16 protein-coding genes and 1 pseudogene are annotated in these 17,101 nt (G+C 72.9%); 3 read left to right on the forward strand and 14 right to left on the reverse strand.

Features of this window, described 5'->3' with window-relative positions; translation table 11 throughout:
* Positions 1–5 precede the first annotated feature (5 nt).
* From casI to ACZ4LX_RS28240, 7 genes are all read right to left on the reverse strand, one after another.
* Entirely contained in the window at positions 6–1,661 is a 1,656-nt protein-coding gene (casI, locus tag ACZ4LX_RS28210) for a steroid-22-oyl-CoA synthetase (protein ID WP_467649755.1), read from the reverse strand.
* Positions 1,662–1,867: 206 nt separating this feature from the next.
* Positions 1,868–2,629 (reverse strand): SDR family NAD(P)-dependent oxidoreductase, encoded by a 762-nt coding sequence (locus tag ACZ4LX_RS28215; RefSeq protein WP_467649756.1) that lies wholly within the window; start codon positions 2,627–2,629, stop codon positions 1,868–1,870.
* A gap of 13 nt (positions 2,630–2,642) precedes the next feature.
* A complete protein-coding gene (locus ACZ4LX_RS28220) occupies positions 2,643–3,290 on the reverse strand; it encodes a PaaI family thioesterase (protein ID WP_467649757.1) in 648 nt (215 codons plus the stop codon).
* Positions 3,287–4,177, reverse strand: a complete 891-nt coding sequence (locus ACZ4LX_RS28225; RefSeq protein WP_467649758.1) for a MaoC/PaaZ C-terminal domain-containing protein — start codon at positions 4,175–4,177, stop codon at positions 3,287–3,289. Before ACZ4LX_RS28225 ends, ACZ4LX_RS28220 begins: the two co-directional genes overlap by 4 nt.
* Positions 4,178–4,179: 2 nt before the next feature.
* Positions 4,180–6,366 (reverse strand): acyl-CoA dehydrogenase, encoded by a 2,187-nt coding sequence (locus ACZ4LX_RS28230; protein ID WP_467649759.1) that lies wholly within the window; start codon positions 6,364–6,366, stop codon positions 4,180–4,182.
* A gap of 10 nt (positions 6,367–6,376) precedes the next feature.
* Positions 6,377–7,537 (reverse strand): steroid 3-ketoacyl-CoA thiolase, encoded by a 1,161-nt coding sequence (locus ACZ4LX_RS28235; RefSeq protein ID WP_467649760.1) that lies wholly within the window; start codon positions 7,535–7,537, stop codon positions 6,377–6,379.
* Positions 7,538–7,701: 164 nt separating this feature from the next.
* Positions 7,702–8,448 carry an SDR family NAD(P)-dependent oxidoreductase gene (locus ACZ4LX_RS28240; protein ID WP_467649762.1) on the reverse strand — a complete coding sequence of 249 codons (747 nt, stop codon included), beginning with the start codon at positions 8,446–8,448 and terminating at the stop codon, positions 7,702–7,704.
* 217 nt (positions 8,449–8,665) lie between these two features.
* On the opposite strand from ACZ4LX_RS28240, the gene ACZ4LX_RS28245 reads away from it, so the two are divergent.
* Both ACZ4LX_RS28245 and ACZ4LX_RS28250 read left to right on the forward strand, forming a co-directional pair.
* Positions 8,666–9,823 (forward strand): Rieske 2Fe-2S domain-containing protein, encoded by a 1,158-nt coding sequence (locus tag ACZ4LX_RS28245; RefSeq protein WP_467649763.1) that lies wholly within the window; start codon positions 8,666–8,668, stop codon positions 9,821–9,823.
* The gene (locus ACZ4LX_RS28250; RefSeq protein WP_467649764.1) at positions 9,823–10,098 is read left to right on the forward strand and encodes a ferredoxin; all 276 of its coding nucleotides are present in this window, start codon (positions 9,823–9,825) and stop codon (positions 10,096–10,098) included. The genes ACZ4LX_RS28245 and ACZ4LX_RS28250 overlap by 1 nt, the downstream gene beginning before the upstream one ends.
* Before the next feature lie 29 nt (positions 10,099–10,127).
* Here the strand turns inward: ACZ4LX_RS28250 and ACZ4LX_RS28255 are convergent, their stop codons facing one another.
* Both ACZ4LX_RS28255 and ACZ4LX_RS28260 read right to left on the reverse strand, forming a co-directional pair.
* Positions 10,128–10,511 carry a hypothetical protein gene (locus tag ACZ4LX_RS28255; protein ID WP_467649765.1) on the reverse strand — a complete coding sequence of 128 codons (384 nt, stop codon included), beginning with the start codon at positions 10,509–10,511 and terminating at the stop codon, positions 10,128–10,130.
* Positions 10,512–10,586: 75 nt separating this feature from the next.
* Positions 10,587–10,925 (reverse strand): maleylpyruvate isomerase N-terminal domain-containing protein, encoded by a 339-nt coding sequence (locus tag ACZ4LX_RS28260; RefSeq protein WP_467649766.1) that lies wholly within the window; start codon positions 10,923–10,925, stop codon positions 10,587–10,589.
* Positions 10,926–11,154: 229 nt separating this feature from the next.
* On the opposite strand from ACZ4LX_RS28260, the pseudogene ACZ4LX_RS28265 reads away from it, so the two are divergent.
* Positions 11,155–11,433, forward strand: a pseudogene (locus tag ACZ4LX_RS28265) (carboxymuconolactone decarboxylase family protein); the annotation flags it as partial.
* 73 nt (positions 11,434–11,506) lie between these two features.
* Here the strand turns inward: ACZ4LX_RS28265 and ACZ4LX_RS28270 are convergent.
* The 5 genes from ACZ4LX_RS28270 to ACZ4LX_RS28290 are packed head-to-tail and all read right to left on the reverse strand — an operon-like array spanning position 11,507 to position 17,087.
* Positions 11,507–12,970 carry an FAD-dependent oxidoreductase gene (locus ACZ4LX_RS28270; protein ID WP_467649767.1) on the reverse strand — a complete coding sequence of 488 codons (1,464 nt, stop codon included), beginning with the start codon at positions 12,968–12,970 and terminating at the stop codon, positions 11,507–11,509.
* A 14-nt stretch (positions 12,971–12,984) separates the two neighbouring features.
* Positions 12,985–13,914 carry a VOC family protein gene (locus ACZ4LX_RS28275; protein WP_467649768.1) on the reverse strand — a complete coding sequence of 310 codons (930 nt, stop codon included), beginning with the start codon at positions 13,912–13,914 and terminating at the stop codon, positions 12,985–12,987.
* 41 nt (positions 13,915–13,955) lie between these two features.
* Positions 13,956–15,140 carry an acyl-CoA dehydrogenase family protein gene (locus ACZ4LX_RS28280; protein WP_467649770.1) on the reverse strand — a complete coding sequence of 395 codons (1,185 nt, stop codon included), beginning with the start codon at positions 15,138–15,140 and terminating at the stop codon, positions 13,956–13,958.
* Positions 15,141–15,148: 8 nt separating this feature from the next.
* A complete protein-coding gene (gene dmpG / locus ACZ4LX_RS28285) occupies positions 15,149–16,204 on the reverse strand; it encodes a 4-hydroxy-2-oxovalerate aldolase (protein WP_467649771.1) in 1,056 nt (351 codons plus the stop codon).
* Positions 16,205–16,232: 28 nt separating this feature from the next.
* On the reverse strand, positions 16,233–17,087 hold the full coding sequence (locus ACZ4LX_RS28290) for an acetaldehyde dehydrogenase (acetylating) (protein WP_467649808.1): 855 nt from the start codon (positions 17,085–17,087) through the stop codon (positions 16,233–16,235).
* Between the last annotated feature and the right edge of the window lie 14 nt (positions 17,088–17,101).

A 17,101-nucleotide genomic window follows, 5' to 3' on the forward strand; every position in this document is an offset into this window, starting at 1 on the left:
TCCGCTCAGGGCAGGAAGCGTGCGCGCCCGTTGGCCAGGAACTCGGCACGCAGGGCGGCCTTGTCGTCGTCGGTCATCGGCGTGTACACGGGCCGGCCCCGCCCCGCCCAGCGGTACACCGGGTCTCCGGTGCGCCAGCCGTCGAGCTGCATCTCCTTCTTGCGGAGCTTGTTGGAGGCGGTGGCGGGCAGCGCGTGGGAGACGCGGACGAAGCGGGGGGCTCCCTTGGTGCCCAGGTCCTCCTGGCGGTCCAGGAAGCCGGGCAGGTCCAGGTCCTCCAGGCGGGTGCCGTCGGCGATCTCGACGGCGGCCATGACCTGGTCGCCCGAGCGCGGGTCGGGGACGCCGAAGACTCCGGCGGCGACGACACCGGGGTGCCTGCGCAGGATGCGTTCGGTGAGCAGGGCGGAGATGTTCTCCCCGTCGACGCGGATCCAGTCGCCGGAGCGGCCCGCGAAGTAGAAGTAGCCTGCCTCGTCGACGTATCCGAGGTCTCCGGTCCAGTACCAGCCGTGGCGGACGCGTTCCGCGTTCGCCGCCTCGTTGTTGTAGTAGCCCTCGAAACGGGCGGCACCCTCGGTGTCGACGATCTCCCCGATGGCCTCCTCCGGGTTGCGCACCCGGCCGTAGGCGTCGAGCACGGCGGGCGGGCAGGTGGTCCGGTCCGTGGGGTGCACGATGCGGACACCGTCCCTGGCCGGCCTGCCGAGCGCGCCCGTGGGTGCGTCGGGGACCCGTTTGAGCATGCCGGCGCCCTCGCTGGAGCCGTAACCCTCGACGAGACGGCAGCCGAAGCGGTCCAGGAAGCGGCTCGCGTCCTCGGGCGAGGCCTCGGTACCGAAGGCGTGGGTGAGCCGGTTGTCGGCGTCGTCCGGGGTTTCGGGGCGGGCCAGGACGTAGGCGATCGCCTTGCCGACGTAGGTGAAGTAGGTGGCGCCGAAGTGCCGGACGTCGGGGAGGAACCCGGAGGCGGAGAACTTCCGGGTGAGGGCGATCGTGGCGCCCGCGCTGAGGGCGGGGGCCCAGAGCGCCATCAGGGCGTTGCCGTGGAACAGCGGCATCGGGCAGTAGCAGATGTCCTGGCGGGTGATGTCGTACTTGGCGCTGTTGGCGGCGCCGAGCGCGGCGAGCCGGCCCTGCGAGCAGATCGCCGCCTTCGACGTGCCGGTGGTGCCCGATGTCAGGAGCAGCAGCATCCGGGTGGCGGCGGTGACCCCGGAGGCGTGGACGGGCAGTCCGGCGTACGCGGCGAGGCGGTCGCCGTACTCCGGTGCGTCGACGACGAGGAAGCGGTCCGGGTCCACGCCGATGTCCAGTCCGGCGAGCAGAGCGGCGCCCGCCCGGTCGGTGACGATCACCTGGCAGTCGGTGTGCCGTACCTCCCGCTCCAGTTCGGCGCCCCGGCGGGTGGGATTGATGCCGACGACGGCGGCACCGGCGAGGGCGGCGGCACCCAGCCAGAGGATGTACTCGGGTTCGTTGTCCAGGAGTACCCCGATGTGGAACGGCCCTTCGGCGCGCAGTTCCCGCGCCCAGGCGGCGCGGGCCGCGCTCTCCTCGACCACCTCGCCCCAGGTCCAGGACCTGTCACGGGTCAGCAGGCCCGGGTGGTCGTCCCCGGTCCGGGCGAGCAGCAGGTCGGCAATCGTCTCGTGTGGCAACGTCGGTCCCTCTCACCCGGTGGCCGGGTCTGCCGGTGTCGGTACGGGCGGGGCGCGCGGCGCGCCCTGTGGTGGCCGCGGCGCTTCCCCCCGGTGGCCGAGGCGCGGTTCATGGTGATCGTGGCGCCCGGCATGGCGACGCTAGCCGCGGGCGGGACGGCCCGGTCCGGGCCGTCCCGCTGACCGGGAGGGCAAGCCGGCCCCGGTCAGCCGAAGTTGGCCTGGCCGCCGTCGAGGGGCACGGTGGCCCCCGTCAGGTAGCGGGCGTCCGGGCCGCACAGCATCACGACGGCCCGGCCGATGTCCTGCTCGCAGTCACCGACGTACCCGAGCGGGATGGACGCGCAGAACTCCGCGGCCTCCTCCGGATGGGCGGCCTGCCAGCCCTCGTAGGCGGGCGAAGCGGCGTGCGGGGCGATCGCGTTGACCCGGATGCCGTCGCGGCCCCATTCGTTGGCCGCGGCCCTGGTCAGCGACCGCAGGGCGGACTTGGCCGCCGCGTAGGCCCCGTACGTGCTCAGGTCCCAGCGGACCATGGCGGAGGTGACGAGGTTGACGACGGAACCCCCGCCGTCGCGCGCCAGGTACGGATGCGCGGCCTTCATGAGGGCGAACGCCGCGAACGGGCCGCTCTCGAAGCCCCTTCGGAACTGTTCGTCGCTCAGTGAGAGGAGCGGTCCGTAGCATCCGGTGTAGGCGTTGTTGACCAGGATGTCGAGGGAGCCGAAGCGCTCGGCGATCTCCTCCACCACGGAGGGGATCCGGTCCGTGTCGAGTACGTCGAGGACGTACGGCTCGGCCTTCACCCCCCGTTCGCGCAGCTGCCCGCAGGTGGCCTCCAGCTTGGCCCGGGTCCGTCCGAGCGCGGCCACCGAGGCTCCTTCGGAGGCGAGGGCCAGTGCGATGCCCTGGCCGACGCCCTGTCCGGCGCCGCTGATGACCGCGACCTTCCCTTCGAGAATTCCCATCGTTTCGGACTCCTCAACTCGGCCGGGGAAGCTGCTTGTTGATGAAGAGACCTTCGGCCGTGACGCAGGCCTGGCCGCCGGCCCGGATCTCGCCGACCGTGCGGATCCGCGATCCGTCCACCGAGACCTGGCGTCCGGTGACCGTCAGAGGTTCGAACAGCGGGGTGGGCCGCAGATAGCGCAGGGTCAGTTCCGCGGTCATGCCGGACGGGCCGCCCCAGTGGTTGGCCACTCCCAGCGTGTGGTCGAGGAGCAGCGCCGAGATCCCGCCGTGCACATGGCCGGGCGGCCCCTGGTAGGGCAGGTCGAGCGTGACGACGCCTTCGACGGAGCCGTCCTCCTTGCCGTGCAGGTGCAGCGGCGGCGCGATCGCGTTCTCCGGGCCGGTGACGGGATCGTGCCGGGTCACTCCCTCGCCGCGCCACATCTCGGCGAGGCGTTCCTCCGTGGAGGGCGCCGACTCGGTGAGTCCGTCGGCGAGGGCGTCGAGCCGGGCGGCGATCGCGTCCATGTCCGAGGCGGTCCCGTCGCCGGCGCGCAGCAGGGCCGTGATGACCCGGCGGGCGGCGGCGACCGCCAAGTCGACCCCGTCCTTGTGGGGTTCGGCGACCAGGCGGGGGCCGGTGACTGCGGCGGTGCTCTCTTCGCGGGGGATGCTCATGCCGTCACCGTCGCCGTCGCGTGGGTGAGCACGGGGGCACCGTCGCGCTCCGGGCAGGACACATGCAGCAGGAGCCGGCGCGTGCCGTCGGCGGCCGGTTCCTCGTGCCATACGGAGGTCGCGAGGGACTCACCGGGGACCAGGGGCCCGGCGAAGCGCACGGTGAGGCCGGTGAGACGGGTGACATCGCCGTCGAGGACGCCGTCGACGACGGCCTTGCAGACGATGCCGTACGAGGCGAGTCCGTGCAGGATCGGCCGCTCGAAGCCGGCCGCCCGCGCGAAGGCCGGGTCGGCGTGGAGCGGGTTGAGGTCGCCGTTGAGCCGGTACCACAGGGCCTGCTGGGGTGTGGTGGCCGAGGTGAGCACGGTGTCGGCGGGACGGGCGGGTGCCGTCCACGGCTCCTCGGGGCCCGGCTCTCCGCCGAAGCCGCCCTCGCCGCGCGCCCAGATGCGGGTGGTGGAGGTCCACAGCCGCTCGCCGCCGGGCCCGGTGGCCACGGACTCCAGGACGATGAGGGCGGCCTTGCCCTTGTCCCACAGCTCGGCGACGCGGGAGCTGAGTGTCGCGGTGCCCGATACCGGCAGGGGGCGGTGGGTCCGGAGGCTCTGGCCGGCGTGGAGCACGGCCCGCAGGTCGATGTCGATGCCGGGCAGATGGAATCCCGGCGGGGCGGCCTCGCCCGCCGAGATGCCGGAGCCCGCCACCATGGCGAAGGTCGGCAGCACGCCGAGGCCGCGCTCGTAGGTCAGGTGCGGCTCGGGGCCGGTGGCGGCGTCGCCACCGGCGCCCAGGCTCAGGTGGTACAGGAGCACGTCGCGGGTGGTCCAGCGGATCTCCTGGACGGAGGGGTCCGCGGCCAGCGCCTTGTCGCGGTCGATGGGCATGATCAGCCTTTCTCGGTGGGCTCGGGATCGCGGGGCAGGCCGAGCATGCGCTCGCCGATGATGTTCAGCTGGACCTCCGTCGTACCGCCGGCGATGGACAGGCAGCGCGCGTTGAGGAACTGCCAGGTGGCGTCCAGGCGTTCGCCCTCACCGGTGAGGGCGGCGGAGCCCTGCCATTCCACGCAGGTCTCCCAGACCCGCTGCTGGTGTTCGACGCCGAGCAGTTTGGCGACGGACGCCTCGGCGCCGGGCTGCTGCCCGGAGACGGTGCGCAGGGTGGTGCGCAGGGCGAGAACCGCGCCGGACTGGGCGTCGCAGAGGTGCCCGCCGAGCGTGGTGAGCTGTTCGTCGTCGAGGCCGTCCGAGGCGGCGGCCATCTCCAGCAGGGCCTCGGCGCCGGAACCGACCGAGTCGTGGGAGAGGGCGACGCGTTCGTTGGCGAGCGTGGTCCGGGCGAGCTTCCAGCCGGCGCCCGGGGCGCCGACGAGCAGTTCGTCGGGGATGAACACCTCGTCGAGGAAGACCTCGTTGAACTCGGCGTCCCCGGTGATCTGCCGCAGCGGCCGGATGTCGATTCCGGGGCTCGTCATGTCGAGGAGGAAGTAGGAGATGCCCTTGTGCTTGGGCACGTCGGCGTCGGTGCGGGCGAGCAGGACGCCCCAGTGGGCGTCGCGGGCCATGGACGTCCACACCTTCTGGCCGGTGACCCGCCAGCCGCCGTCCACCTTCTCGGCACGGGTGGTGAGCCCGGCGAGGTCGGATCCCGCACCCGGTTCGCTGAACAGCTGGCACCAGCGGAGGTCGCCGCGCAGGCTGGGGCCCAGGAAGCGTGCCTGCTGGGCCGGGTCGCCGTGGGCGACGAGGGTGGGCACCACCCAGCCGCCGATGATCATGTCCACGGGGGTGAGTCCGGCGGCCCGCAGCTCCTCGGCGATGACGAGCTGGTCCACCGGTCCGGCGCCCTTGCCCCAGGGAACCGGCAGATGCGGTGCGGTGTAGCCGTGGTCGGCGAGGTGGGTGAGCTGTTCCTTGCCGTCCAGGGCCGCGGCGGCCCGCAGTTCGGCGCGAATGCTCTCGCGTACGGTCTCCGCCTCGGCCGGCAGCTCCACGCTCAGGGTGCGGCGGGTGCCGTCCAGGGTGAGGCGGGCGACGCGGCGGCGCCAGGCGGCAGTCGGACCGAGGGCGATCCGCAGGGTCTGGGCGCGGCGCAGCGCGAGGTGGGCGTCGTGCTCCCAGGTGAAACCGATGCCGCCGAGCACCTGGATACAGTCCTTGGCGACGGCGAACGCGGCGTCGACGCCTGCCGCCCCGGCGACCGCGGCGGCCAGGGACGCCTCCGTGCGGTCCACGGCGTCGTGCGCGCGGGCGGCGTCCCAGGCACAGGCGCGGGCCTGTTCGGCCTGGGCGAGCATGCGGGCACAACGGTGCTTGACGCCCTGGAACTGGCCGATGCGGCGGCCGAACTGCTCCCGCACCCGGGCGTACTGCGCGGCGGTCGTCACACAGCGGTCGGCGAGACCGGCGGACTCCGCGGCGAACAGTGTCGCGGCGAGGTCCAGGGGGGTGCGCGGGTCGACGTCCAGCAGGTCGACGGCCGGAACCGGCACCGCCCGCACGGTCACCCGGGACGAACGCCGGGTGAGGTCGTGGCTGCGGACGTCGGTGGTGTCCACGGCCGCGCGGGGCAGCACCAGCCAGGTGGTACGGCCCTTGTCGGCCGCGGGCAGCACGAACACATCGGCGAGGTGGCCGCCGATGACGAGTTCCGAGGTGCCGGTGACCGTGGCCGTGCCGTCGGCGGCGCGGGTCAGGGCGAGGGTGCCGGGAGCGAGTCCCACCGCGCCGATGGCGGTGCCGGCGGCGAGCGGGGCGAGATACGTCCGGTGTCCGGCCGCGTGCAGGACGGCGGAGGCGAGCGTCGTCGGCAGGAAGGGCCCGGGGGCTGTGGCCCGGCCCAGTTCCTCGGTGACGACGGCGAGTTCGACGAGTCCGTACCCGGCGCCGCCGTCCTCCTCCGGCAGGTGCAGCCCGAGCAGCCCCTGTCCGGCGAGGCCGCTCCAGTGGGCGGGAAGCGTCTCCTTTTCGGCGTCGGCCGCCGCACGGAGGGTGTCCTCGGTGATGTGCCGGTTGGCGAAGGCGCGTACGGCGTCGCGCAGGTCCAGGTGTTCCTGGGTGAGTCCGATGGTCATGGCGCGCCCCTCAGATGCGTTCGATGACGGTGGCGGTCGAGTGCGCTCCGCCGGCGCACATGGTGATGAGGGCGGTGGACTTCCCGGTCCGCTCCAGTTCGTGCAGGGCCTGGGTGATGAGCCGGGCGCCGGTGGAGCCGACGGCGTGACCGAGTGCGATGGCGCCGCCGTTGACGTTGACCTTGTCCATGTCGGCCTTGTGGACCTGGGCCCAGGACAGGACGACGGAGGCGAAGGCCTCGTTGATCTCGACGAGGTCGATGTCGGCGAGCGTCATCCCGGCCTTGGCGAGGACGCGTTCGGTCGCGGCGACGGGTCCGTCGAGGTGGTAGTACGGGTCGGAGCCGACCATCGTGGAGGCCACGATCCGGGCGCGGGGGCGCAGTCCTTCGCGGGCTGCGCGCTCCCGGCTCATCAGGAGCACGGCGGCGGCGCCGTCGCTGATCTGGGAGGAGTTGCCCGCGGTGTGGATGCCGTCGGGCAGCACCGGCTTGAGGGCGGCCAGGGCCTCGGGGGTGGTCTCGCGCAGTCCCTGGTCCCGGGTGACGGCCGCGGTCTCACCGGTGGGTCCTTCGGGACCGGTGACGGGGGCCTCGACCCCGATGATCTGGCTGTCGAAGCGTCCTTCCGCCCAGGCGCGCGCGGCCTTCTGCTGGGAGGCGAGGCCGAGGGCGTCCGCGTCGGCCCGGGCGATGCCCCGGTTGCGGGCGATGCGTTCGGCGGCGGTGAACTGGTCGGGCATGTCCAGGGTCCAGCTCTCCGGCACCGGGGAGCCGTTGCCCGGGGTGAGCGCGGCGCCGAGGAACACCCGGCTCATCGCCTCGACCCCGCAGCCGATGCCGGTCTCGACGGCGCCCGAGGCGATCAGGCCCGCGACCAGGTGCACGGCCTGCTGGGAGGAACCGCAGGCGCAGTCGACGGTGGTGCAGGCGGTGGTGTACGGAAGTCCGGTGTGCAGCCACGCGTTGCGGGTGACGTTGTTGGACTGCTCCCCGGCCTGGGTGACGCACCCGCCGATGACCTGGTCCACGGTCCCGGGGTCGATACCGGCCCGCTCCAGGAGGCCCTTCTGCGCGAGCCCGAGCAGTTCCGCCGGGTGGAGTCCGGACAGGACACCGCGGCGCCGGCCGACCGGTGTCCGCACGGCTTCGACGATGACGGCCTCGGTCATGGCTCTCCAAAGATGTGAGGGGCCCGTTGGGGGCCGGGACACTGTGCGACGAAAACTAGAATTCGTTCTCGAAAACTGCAAGAGCCAGTCCCGCTCAGTGGCCGGCCCGCCCACGGACGGCCGCGCACCGGGTAGGACGCCCCGCGCCCGGGCGCCCAGGTGTGTCAGATGTGGGACCCTCCGTCGGCCCGGATCTCCGCACCGGTGAGGAAGGCCGCGTCCGCGGAGGCCGCGAACGCGATGACCCCGGCGATCTGCTCCGGCTGCCCGGCGCCGAACACCGGCCGGATGCGCCCGTAGTACGAGGCGTCGAGGTCCGGCGGCAGCACGTGCGGTCCCGCCAGCGGGGTGGCCACCGAGCCGGGCGAGACGGGCACGACCCGGATGCCCCGGTGCGCGACCTCGGCCGCCAGGGAGAGCGAGAAGCCGAGGACCGCGCCCTTGGAGGCGGCGTACGCGGTCATGTACGGGTTCCCGTGCGCCGCCGCCGACGAGGCCACGTTGACGATCACCCCGCTGCCGTCGGGGAGATGGGGAAGCGCCTCCCGGCAGAACAGGGCCGTGCCCACCGCGTTGACCGCGAAGAGGCGCTCCATGTCGGCCACGGTCAGCCGCGCGATCGGGGTCGTGCGGTGGATGCCCGCGACGTTGACCAGGACGTCGATCCCGCCGAGCAGACCGGCCGCCTCTCCGACGGCCGCCACGACCGCGTCCTCGTCCGCGACGTCGGCGACCCGGGTCATCAGCCGTCCGGGCCCCGACGCCGCCCCCGAGGTCACCGCCAGGCCCTCCTCCGAGAGGTCCACGCCGTACACGGCCGCGCCCTCGGAGACCAGGCGCAGGGCGGTGGCCCGCCCGATCCCGGACCCCGCCCCGGTGAGCAGGACCTTCTTCCCGTCAAAACGCTGCATGCCAGGCTCCTTCACGGTATGTGCCGTCGAACAGAGCGGCGGACTGTACGCGCGCCCGGTACCCGGGCCCGGCCCCCGTTCCACCGACCGGGACGGGCCGCGGACGCGGCCGTGGCGCCGGGTACCGGTCAGTGGGACTCCCCCGCCCGCGCGCCCCGGTCCGGGCCTAGCGTCCGGAACCTGGAGACCAAGGGTCCTCGAAGGGGATGAGAGCAACGTGAGCGCAGTCGAGTCGGCACACGACGACGTCAGGGCCATCGAGGCCACCGCGGCACCCACCCGTTTCGCGCGCGGCTGGCACTGCCTCGGCCTGTCGGAGAAGTACAAGGACGGCAAGCCGCACCCGGTCCACGCCTTCGGCCAGAAGCTGGTGGTCTTCCAGGCGGGCGACGGCACCCTCAACGTCCTGGACGCCCACTGCCGTCACATGGGCGGCGACCTCTCCCAGGGCACCGTCAAGGGCGACCAGATCGCCTGCCCGTTCCACGACTGGCGCTGGGGCGGCGACGGCCGCTGCAAGCAGATCCCGTACTCCAAGCGGGTACCGCTGCGGGCACGCACGGCTGCCTGGCAGACCCTGGACCAGGACGGGATGCTCTTCGTCTGGAACGACCCGGAGGGCAACCCGCCGCCCGAGGACGTGCGCATCCCCCGCATCGAGGGCGCGACGAGCGAGGAGTGGACCGACTGGCTCTGGTACGAGACCGTCGTCGACGCCAACTGCCGCGAAGTCGTGGACAACGTCGTGGACATGGCCCACTTCTTCTATGTCCACTACTCCTTCCCGACGTACTTCGAGAACGTCTTCGAGGGCCACACCGCCACCCAGCGCATGCGGGCCACCGGCCGCCCCGACGCCCGCCCCCAGGAGGACGGCAAGGCGCAGAAGACGATCGGCAGCACCTCGGTCGCCTCGTACCACGGCCCGTCGTTCATGATCGACGACCTCCGGTACCACTACGAGACCGGTGACGTGGACTGCGTCCTGATCAACTGTCACTACCCCGTCGACGAGAACCGGTTCGTCCTCCAGTACGGGATCACGGTGCAGCGCTCGGCCGCCATGCGGGGCGAGGCGGCCGACCAGCTCGCCTCCGGAATGGCGCAGTTCATCAAGCTGGGGTTCGAGCAGGACATCGAGATCTGGAAGAACAAGGCGCGCATCGACAACCCGCTGCTCTGCGAGGAGGACGGTCCGGTCTACCAGCTGCGCCGCTGGTACGAGCAGTTCTACGTGGACGTGGCCGACGTGACACCGGAGATGACCGACCGTTTCGAGTTCGAGCTGGACACCACCCGCCCGGTGGAGGCCTGGCAGAAGGAGGTCGACGCGAACCTCGCCCGCAGGGCCGCCGCCTCGGCGGGACCGGTCTGATGCGGCCCGACAACCGGCTCACCGACGGCGTGCCGATGCGGCCCCTGGCCTGCGAGCGGTGCGCCGCCCGGGTCCTGGTGCGCAAGAGCAGCTGGCAGCAGACGAGCGTGCAGTGGGACGCGGAAGCCATGACCGCCTGTGCGGAGCGCGCGGCGGCGGCCACGGCCTTCGAGGGCTGCGGATCGCTGCGCGAGACGATCCGCGGGGCGGCACTGACCGGGGCGATCGAGGTCGTGGACGGCGGCGGCCCGGCCCGGCAGCCCGCAGTGCCGTAGCCCCGCATTCCGGCGCCGGCGCGGCGGTCCTACTCCTCCGGCTCCCACTCCCGAAGCAGGCCGAAGAGCCCCGCGTCGCCCTCGAACCGCAGGGAGTCCGCCGGGATCCGGCCGTACAGGAAGAGGACCAGCTCACCGGCGGTGGCGTGGAAAGAGACGCCGGCCGGGTCCGGACCCTGCGGCGCGCCCGTGGCGGGCACCGGAATGCGGGTGGCGCGGGCACCGTCGGCGTCGGTCGTGAGGCGCCAGGAGCGGCCCTCGGCGGCGTGGAATTCGAAGGCGGTCGGCTTGTGCAGCCAGGCGCACGGCGACGCACAACAGGTGGAGAGGAACTCGTCGACGCCGTCGAGCGCCACCTCGACCGGCAGTGACTCCGCTGCGGAGAAGGCGAGTTGGGCATCATAGGTGTGCACTGCGGACTCCTGGACCCGATGCCGGGCAACCCCGCCGCCGTCGCGCGGCGACTGCGATCCGCCCCACCACGTCCATCAGCCGCGGTCCGGCCCCGCCTCCCGCAGCGCGTCCAGCAGCACTTGTGTCGAGGCATCCAGCCAGGCCACGAGGGCATCGCGCTCACGGGGCGGTGCCAGGGCGGCGCGGGCGGCGACGGCCTCGGCCGGCGGAGCGTCGGCGGGCCCCGCGCCGACGATTGCGGCCCAGAAGCGGTCCCCACCGCCCAGGTGCTTCGCCAGATCGGCCAGGGACCACTCGGGGCAGGTGGGCCCCCGCGCGTCGAGCGCGGGGGCGGAGGCGACGGCGGCACGGAAGGCGGCCGACCGTTCGTCGATCAGCCGCAGCAGACCGGTGAAGTCAGGTGTCGTTGTCACACCGCCTCCCTATCACCGCGCCCCTGCCACCGGACAACGGTTTTCGGGGCCGAGGCGCGGGGTTGCGCGGGCCCGGCGGCGGCCGGTGACGCAGGCTCAGCGGGTCACGGCGGTCTCGCGGCCGACGCGGGACCGCTTCTGCGCACCCCGGAGAACAGTCGCCGCGGGACCGCTTCTCCGGGTTGCGCACGGCGTAGATGCCAGTGATGAGCCCGTCCTCAAGGTGCACCGGCCGCACCTGGTCGCGGCCCGGCGCCATTCCACGGTGTTCAGCGAGGCCGAGCGGGCCGCGCCGGCGCTGACCGAGGAGGGCACGCGCATCATCGACGGCCACGAGGGCGTCTCGGACGGGACCTGGGAACGGGGCCGCGAGCACTACGACGAGGAGCAGCTCGTCGCACTGGTCGCACTGATCGCCATGATCAACGCCACCAACCGGATCGGCGTCATCCTCGACAACCGGGGTGGCGCCTACCGGCCCGGTGCGCTGGACGCCGTCGCCGGCTGACTGCCTCGGCCGCGCGGGAGCCGGCCCGGGGCCGAGGCCCCGGGCCGGCTCCCGCGGCTCCCCGGCCGGTGTCTCAGCCGGCCTGCGCCGCCGCCCGGCCGGCCCGCCGTCCGAAGAACGTCCCGTCGCCGAGCGAGGTACCGCTGACATATCCCTCGCCGTGGATGCCGGCCGCCGCCCTGCCGGCGGCGAACAGGCCCGGGACCGCGAGGCCGGACACGTCGAGCACCGCCCCGTCCACCGTGGTGTGCAGCCCGCCCAGCGTGAAGCCGGCCGCCCCCGTGCCCGCCGCCGCGCCCGGCTCGCCGCCCCGGTGGAATCCGGCCCTCGGGTCGATCGCGGCGAAGGGCCCCTTCAACGGCCGCAGCCAGCGCGGGTCCTTGTGGAAGTACGGGTCCTCGCCATGCTCCGCGTGGCCGTTGTACGTGGCGACCGTGGTCTCCAGGGCGCCCCTGGGCATACCGAGTTCGTCCTCCAGCTCCGCGAGGGTCTCCGCGACGAAGCGGGGGACCACGCCCCAGCGTTCGCGCTCGGGGACCGACTCGTAGCCCTCCTCGTCGGTGATCACCCAGTAGGGGGCGGGCTGGGTCAGGACGGCGGCGACGCTGTACAGGCCGGGGTAGACGTCCTCGTTGATGAAGCGCCGGCCGTGGGCGTTGACGAGCATGCCCCGGGTGACCATCGCCGGCAGCGCGGTCAGCGCCAGTTCGGCCGAGCCCATCCGGCGGGTGGCGGCTCCGATCGCGGCGGCCATCCGGATGCCGCTGCCGTCGTCGAGTCCGTCGCTGACCCTGCCGTGCCCGACAAGGTGCGGCGCGTGGGCGAGGACCATCTCCTCGTTGTCGACGAACCCGCCGGTGGTCAGCACCACTCCGCGCCGGGCCCGGTGCGCGAGGTCCCGGCCGTGGCGCCGGGCGGTGACCCCGACGACCCGGCCGTCGTCGTCCACGATCAACGCGGTGGCGAGGGTGTCGTCGTGGGAGACGGCCCCCGCCCCGAGCGCGGCGGCGATCAGCTTCTCCATGACGAGCCGGCCGCCGAAGCCCTCGACCGCGCAGCGGTGCCCGCGCGGTGCGGGCCGGGCGAGCTCGTTGTACGGCCAGGCGTTCTCGCCCAGCCACATGAGCCCGTCCCGGGTGGTGGGCATCCAGGTGGGCGCGTCCCACAGACTCGGCTCGAAGGTCAGCCCCCGGTCCACGAACCACTGGAAGTGGGCGGCGCTGCCGTCGCAGTACAGGCGCAGCTTCTCCTCGTCGGCGTGCGGCCCGAGCGCCGCGCGCAGATAGGCGAACATCTCGTCCGCGCTGTCCTCGAAGCCGCAGGCGCGCTGCACCGGGGTCCCGCCGCCGAGATACAGTTCGCCGCCGGACAGGGCCGAGGAGCCGCCGGGGCCCCCGGCCCGTTCCAGGACCAGGACCTCCGCGCCGGCCGACGCCGCCTCGTACGCGGCGGCTGCCCCGGCGCAGCCGAACCCGACGACCAGCACATCGGTCTCGGAGTCGTACCGGCCGGTGTCCGCGGCGCGGACCGGTGTCACCGGCCGGGCGCCTCTCACGCGGCCGGGCCGGGCGGGGTGAAGGCGGCCAGCGGCTCGGACCCCGACCAGTCGTGGCCCCAGTAGCTGTCCGCGGTGATCTCCTCGGCCGTGTAGTACCGCTCGTCGACGCGCATACCGTCGCAGCCGTACTCGATGTCCCAGCCGCCGGGCGCTCGCACGTAGAAGGACACCATCTTGTCGTTGGTGTGCCGGCCCAGTGTCGAGGAGAGGGAGAACCCCCGCGCGGCGACGTTGTCGAGGGCACGGCCGACCGCGTCCAGCTGGTCGACCTCGACCATGAGATGGACGAGTCCCGGTTCCTCGCCGTGCGGGGCGGGCACCACGGCGAGGCTGTGGTGGCGTTCGTTGACGCCCATGAAACGCACCCTGCGGGGCGGCCCGTCGGAAGCCGGTCCGCCGAGCCGCATCGCGCCGCGCGGCAGGAAGCCGAGCACCTCGGTGTAGAAGGCGACGGTCTCCTCCTGGCGGGTGGTGGGCAGCACGACATGCCCCATGCCCTGGCCGCCGGTGACGAACCGCTGGCCGAGCCCGGTCAGTACCGGGCTGTGGTCGAGGACCGGCGCGTAGAAGATCTCGACGCGCACTCCGGCGGGATCCTCGAAGGTGATCCCCTCCTCGACGCCGCGGTCGTCGGCCTCGTCCGGGGTGAGGGCCTTGGCTCCCGTACCGGACGACTCGACGGCGCGGCCGACGGCGGCGAGGGCGAACCGGTCGCGCACCTCCCAGCCGATGGACAGCACCCGGTCGCTGTCGCCGGGCAGCAGGACGAGGCGGGAGCGGCGCTCGTCCATGCGCAGGTACAGGCCGTCGGGGCGGGGCCCCGAGCCCTCGGCGAAGCCGAGGGCTCCCACGGCGAGTTCGCGCCAGCGGTCGATGTCACGGGACTGGACCCGGAGATATCCGAGGCCTCGGATCTGCGTCATTGCTGTTCCCCTCTGAGGATTCGTGCTCCGGACAGGCGGCGTCAGATCATCGAACGCATCGGGCCCTGCGGCGGGTCGATGCCGATCTGGGTCAGGGCCGAGGCGTGGAAGACCGAGCCCGGCACATGGATGGCGTGGGCGAGACCGGTGTGCGCGTCGCGCCAGAAGCGCTGGATCGGATTGTCGAGCCGCATCGCGTTGCCGCCGGAGCGCGCCACGATCTCGTCGACGGCGCGGACCGCTCGCCAGGCGGCCGCCGCCTGGGTGCGCCGGCCGACGGCCCGCTGCTCGAAGGTGATCTCGCGGCCGGCCGCGACCGCGTCGTACATCCGGTCGATGTTGTCGAGCAGCGCCGCTCGGGAGGCCGCGATCTCGGCGGCCGCCTCGCTGATGGCGTAGAGGACGTACGGGTCGTCCTTCACGGCCTGGCCGGTGATCTGGACGCGGGTGCGCTGGTGGTCGAGGTGGTGCGCGAGGGCGCCTTCGCAGATGCCGATCACGGCGGCGGTGATACCGAGCGGGAACGCGGCGGAGAACGGCAGCCGGTAGGCGGGGTTGGCCAGTTGGGCCTCGGTGGCCAGGGAGCCGTCCACGACCTTGTTGTACTCGATGACGCGGTAGCCGGGCACGAAGGCGTCCTTGACGACGACGTCCTTGCTGCCGGTGCCGCGCAGCCCGACGACGTCCCAGGAGTCCTCGACGATCTCGTAGTCGGCGCGGGGCAGGATGACGTGCACGGACCTCGGCGGGCTGAGCCGGTTGCCGTCGGCGTCGGCGAGGAAGCCGCCGAGGAAGATCCAGCGGCAGTGGTCGGTGCCGGAGGAGAACTGCCAGCGGCCGTTGAAGACATAGCCGCCGTCGACGGGCCGCAGCAGGCCCATCGGTGCGTACGGGGAGGCGATCCAGGTGTCGGGGTCCTCGCCCCAGATCTCCTCCTGGACCCGGGGGTCGGCCATCGCCATCTCCCACGGGTGGACACCGACGACACCGGTGACCCAGCCGGTGGCCCCGTCCAGGGAGGCGATCCTCATGACGGTCTCGGCGAACTCCCGCGGATGCAGTTCGAGACCGCCGTGCGTCTTCGGCTGGAGCATGCGCATCGCCCCGGTGTCCCGGAGGATCTTCGCCGTCTGGTCGTCGAGCCGGCCGAGCGCCTCGTTGGCCGGGCCGAGCGCGCGGATCTCGTCGGCGCGTGCCTCGACTGCTTCGAGTACGGGATTGGACATGGCTGTTCTCACTTCCCCGAGGAGTGCTGGGCGGTCGCGGAGCGGTTCTTCGCCGCGAGGGCGACCGCGATCTCGATGAGCTGGTCCTCCTGGCCGCCGACGAGCTTGCGGCGGCCCGCCTCCATGAGGATCTCGGCGCCGGAGACCTGGTAGGCGGCGGCCTGGCGGGCGGCGTGCTTCAGGAAGCTGGAGTAGACCCCGGCGTATCCCATCGTCAGCGACATCCGGTCCAGCAGGCACTCGCCGTCCATGACGGGCCGCACGACGTCCTCGGCCGCGTCGATGATCTTCAGTACGTCGATGCCGGTACGGATCCCCAGCTTCTCGGCGACGGCGGCGAACCCCTCGACGGGGGTGTTGCCCGCGCCCGCCCCGAACCGGCGGGTCGATCCGTCGATCTGGGTGGCCCCGGCCCGGCCGGCCAGCACCGAGTTGGCGACCCCGAGGCCCAGGTTCTCGTGGCCGTGGAAGCCGACCTGGGCATCGTCGCCGAGCTCGGCGACCAGGGCGGCGATCCGGTCGCTCGTCTGCTCCATGATGAGGGCGCCCGCGGAGTCGACGACGTACACGCACTGGCAGCCCGCGTCGGCCATGATCCGCGCCTGCCTGGCCAGCGCCTCGGGCGGGCTGCTGTGCGACATCATCAGGAACCCGACCGTCTCCAGGCCGAGTTCGCGGGCGAGGCCGAAGTGCTGGACGGAGATGTCGGCCTCGGTGCAGTGGGTGGCGATCCGGCAGATCGCGGCGCCGTTGTCCGCGGCCTCCCGGATGTCGTCCTGGAGGCCGAGGCCCGGCAGCATCAGAAAGGCGATCTTCGCCCGCCGGGCGGTCTTCACCGCGGCCCTGATGAGCTCCTGCTCGGGGGTGTGGCTGAAGCCGTAGTTGAACGAGGACCCGCCGAGGCCGTCGCCGTGCGTGACCTCGATGACGGGCACGCCCGCGTCGTCCAGGGCGGCGACGATCGAGGTGACGTGTTCGACGGTGAACTGGTGCTGCTTGGCGTGCGATCCGTCCCTGAGGGACGAGTCGGTGACCCGGATGTCCAGGTCGGAGCTGTAGGGCATGGCTCGTGTACTCCTCGGTCTGCGGCGGTCAGGCGCCGGCGCGGCGGGCGGTGATCCGGTGGGCGAAGCCCTCACCGACCCGGGTGGCGGCGGCGGTCATGATGTCGAGGTTCCCGGAGTAGGGCGGCAGGAAGTCGCCCGCGCCCTCCACCTCGATGAAGACGGCGACCCGGGCGAGCCCGCCGCTCACCGCCGTCTCCCCGTCGAACTGCGGCTCGGCGCGCAGCCGGTAGCCGGGCACGTAGGCGGCGACGCGGGCGACGGTCTCGTGCACGGACGCGGTGACGGCGTCCCGGTCGGCATCGGCGGGGATCGCGCAGAAGACGGTGTCCTGCATCAGCATGGGCGGCTCGGCCGGGTTGAGGATGATGATCGCCTTGCCCTTGGCGGCCCCGCCGATCGTCTCGATGCCCCGGCTGGTGGTGAGCGTGAACTCGTCGATGTTGGCGCGGGTGCCGGGCCCGGCGGACGGCGACGCGACGCTCGCGACGATCTCCGCGTACGCGACCTCGGCGACCCGGGACACCGCGTGCACGATCGGGATGGTGGCCTGGCCGCCGCAGGTGATGAGGGAGACGTTCGGTGCGTCGAGGTGGTCGCCGAGGTTGACGGCCGGCACGACCGCGGGGCCGATCGCGGCGGGGGTCAGGTCGATGGCCTGGATACCGAGTGCGGCGTACTTGGGGGCGTTGGCCCGGTGGACGTACGCGGACGTGGCCTCGAAGACCAGGTCCGGGCGCTCGTCGCCGCCCAGCAGCGCGTCGACGCCGTCGGCGCTCGCGTGCAGGCCGTGGTCGGCGGCGCGCTTGAGGCCGGGGCTCTGCTCGTCGATGCCGATCATCCAGCGCGGCTCGATGTCGGGCGAGCGCAGGAGTTTGTACATCAGGTCGGTGCCGA

This window comes from Streptomyces sp. NPDC026062 (assembly GCF_055568375.1).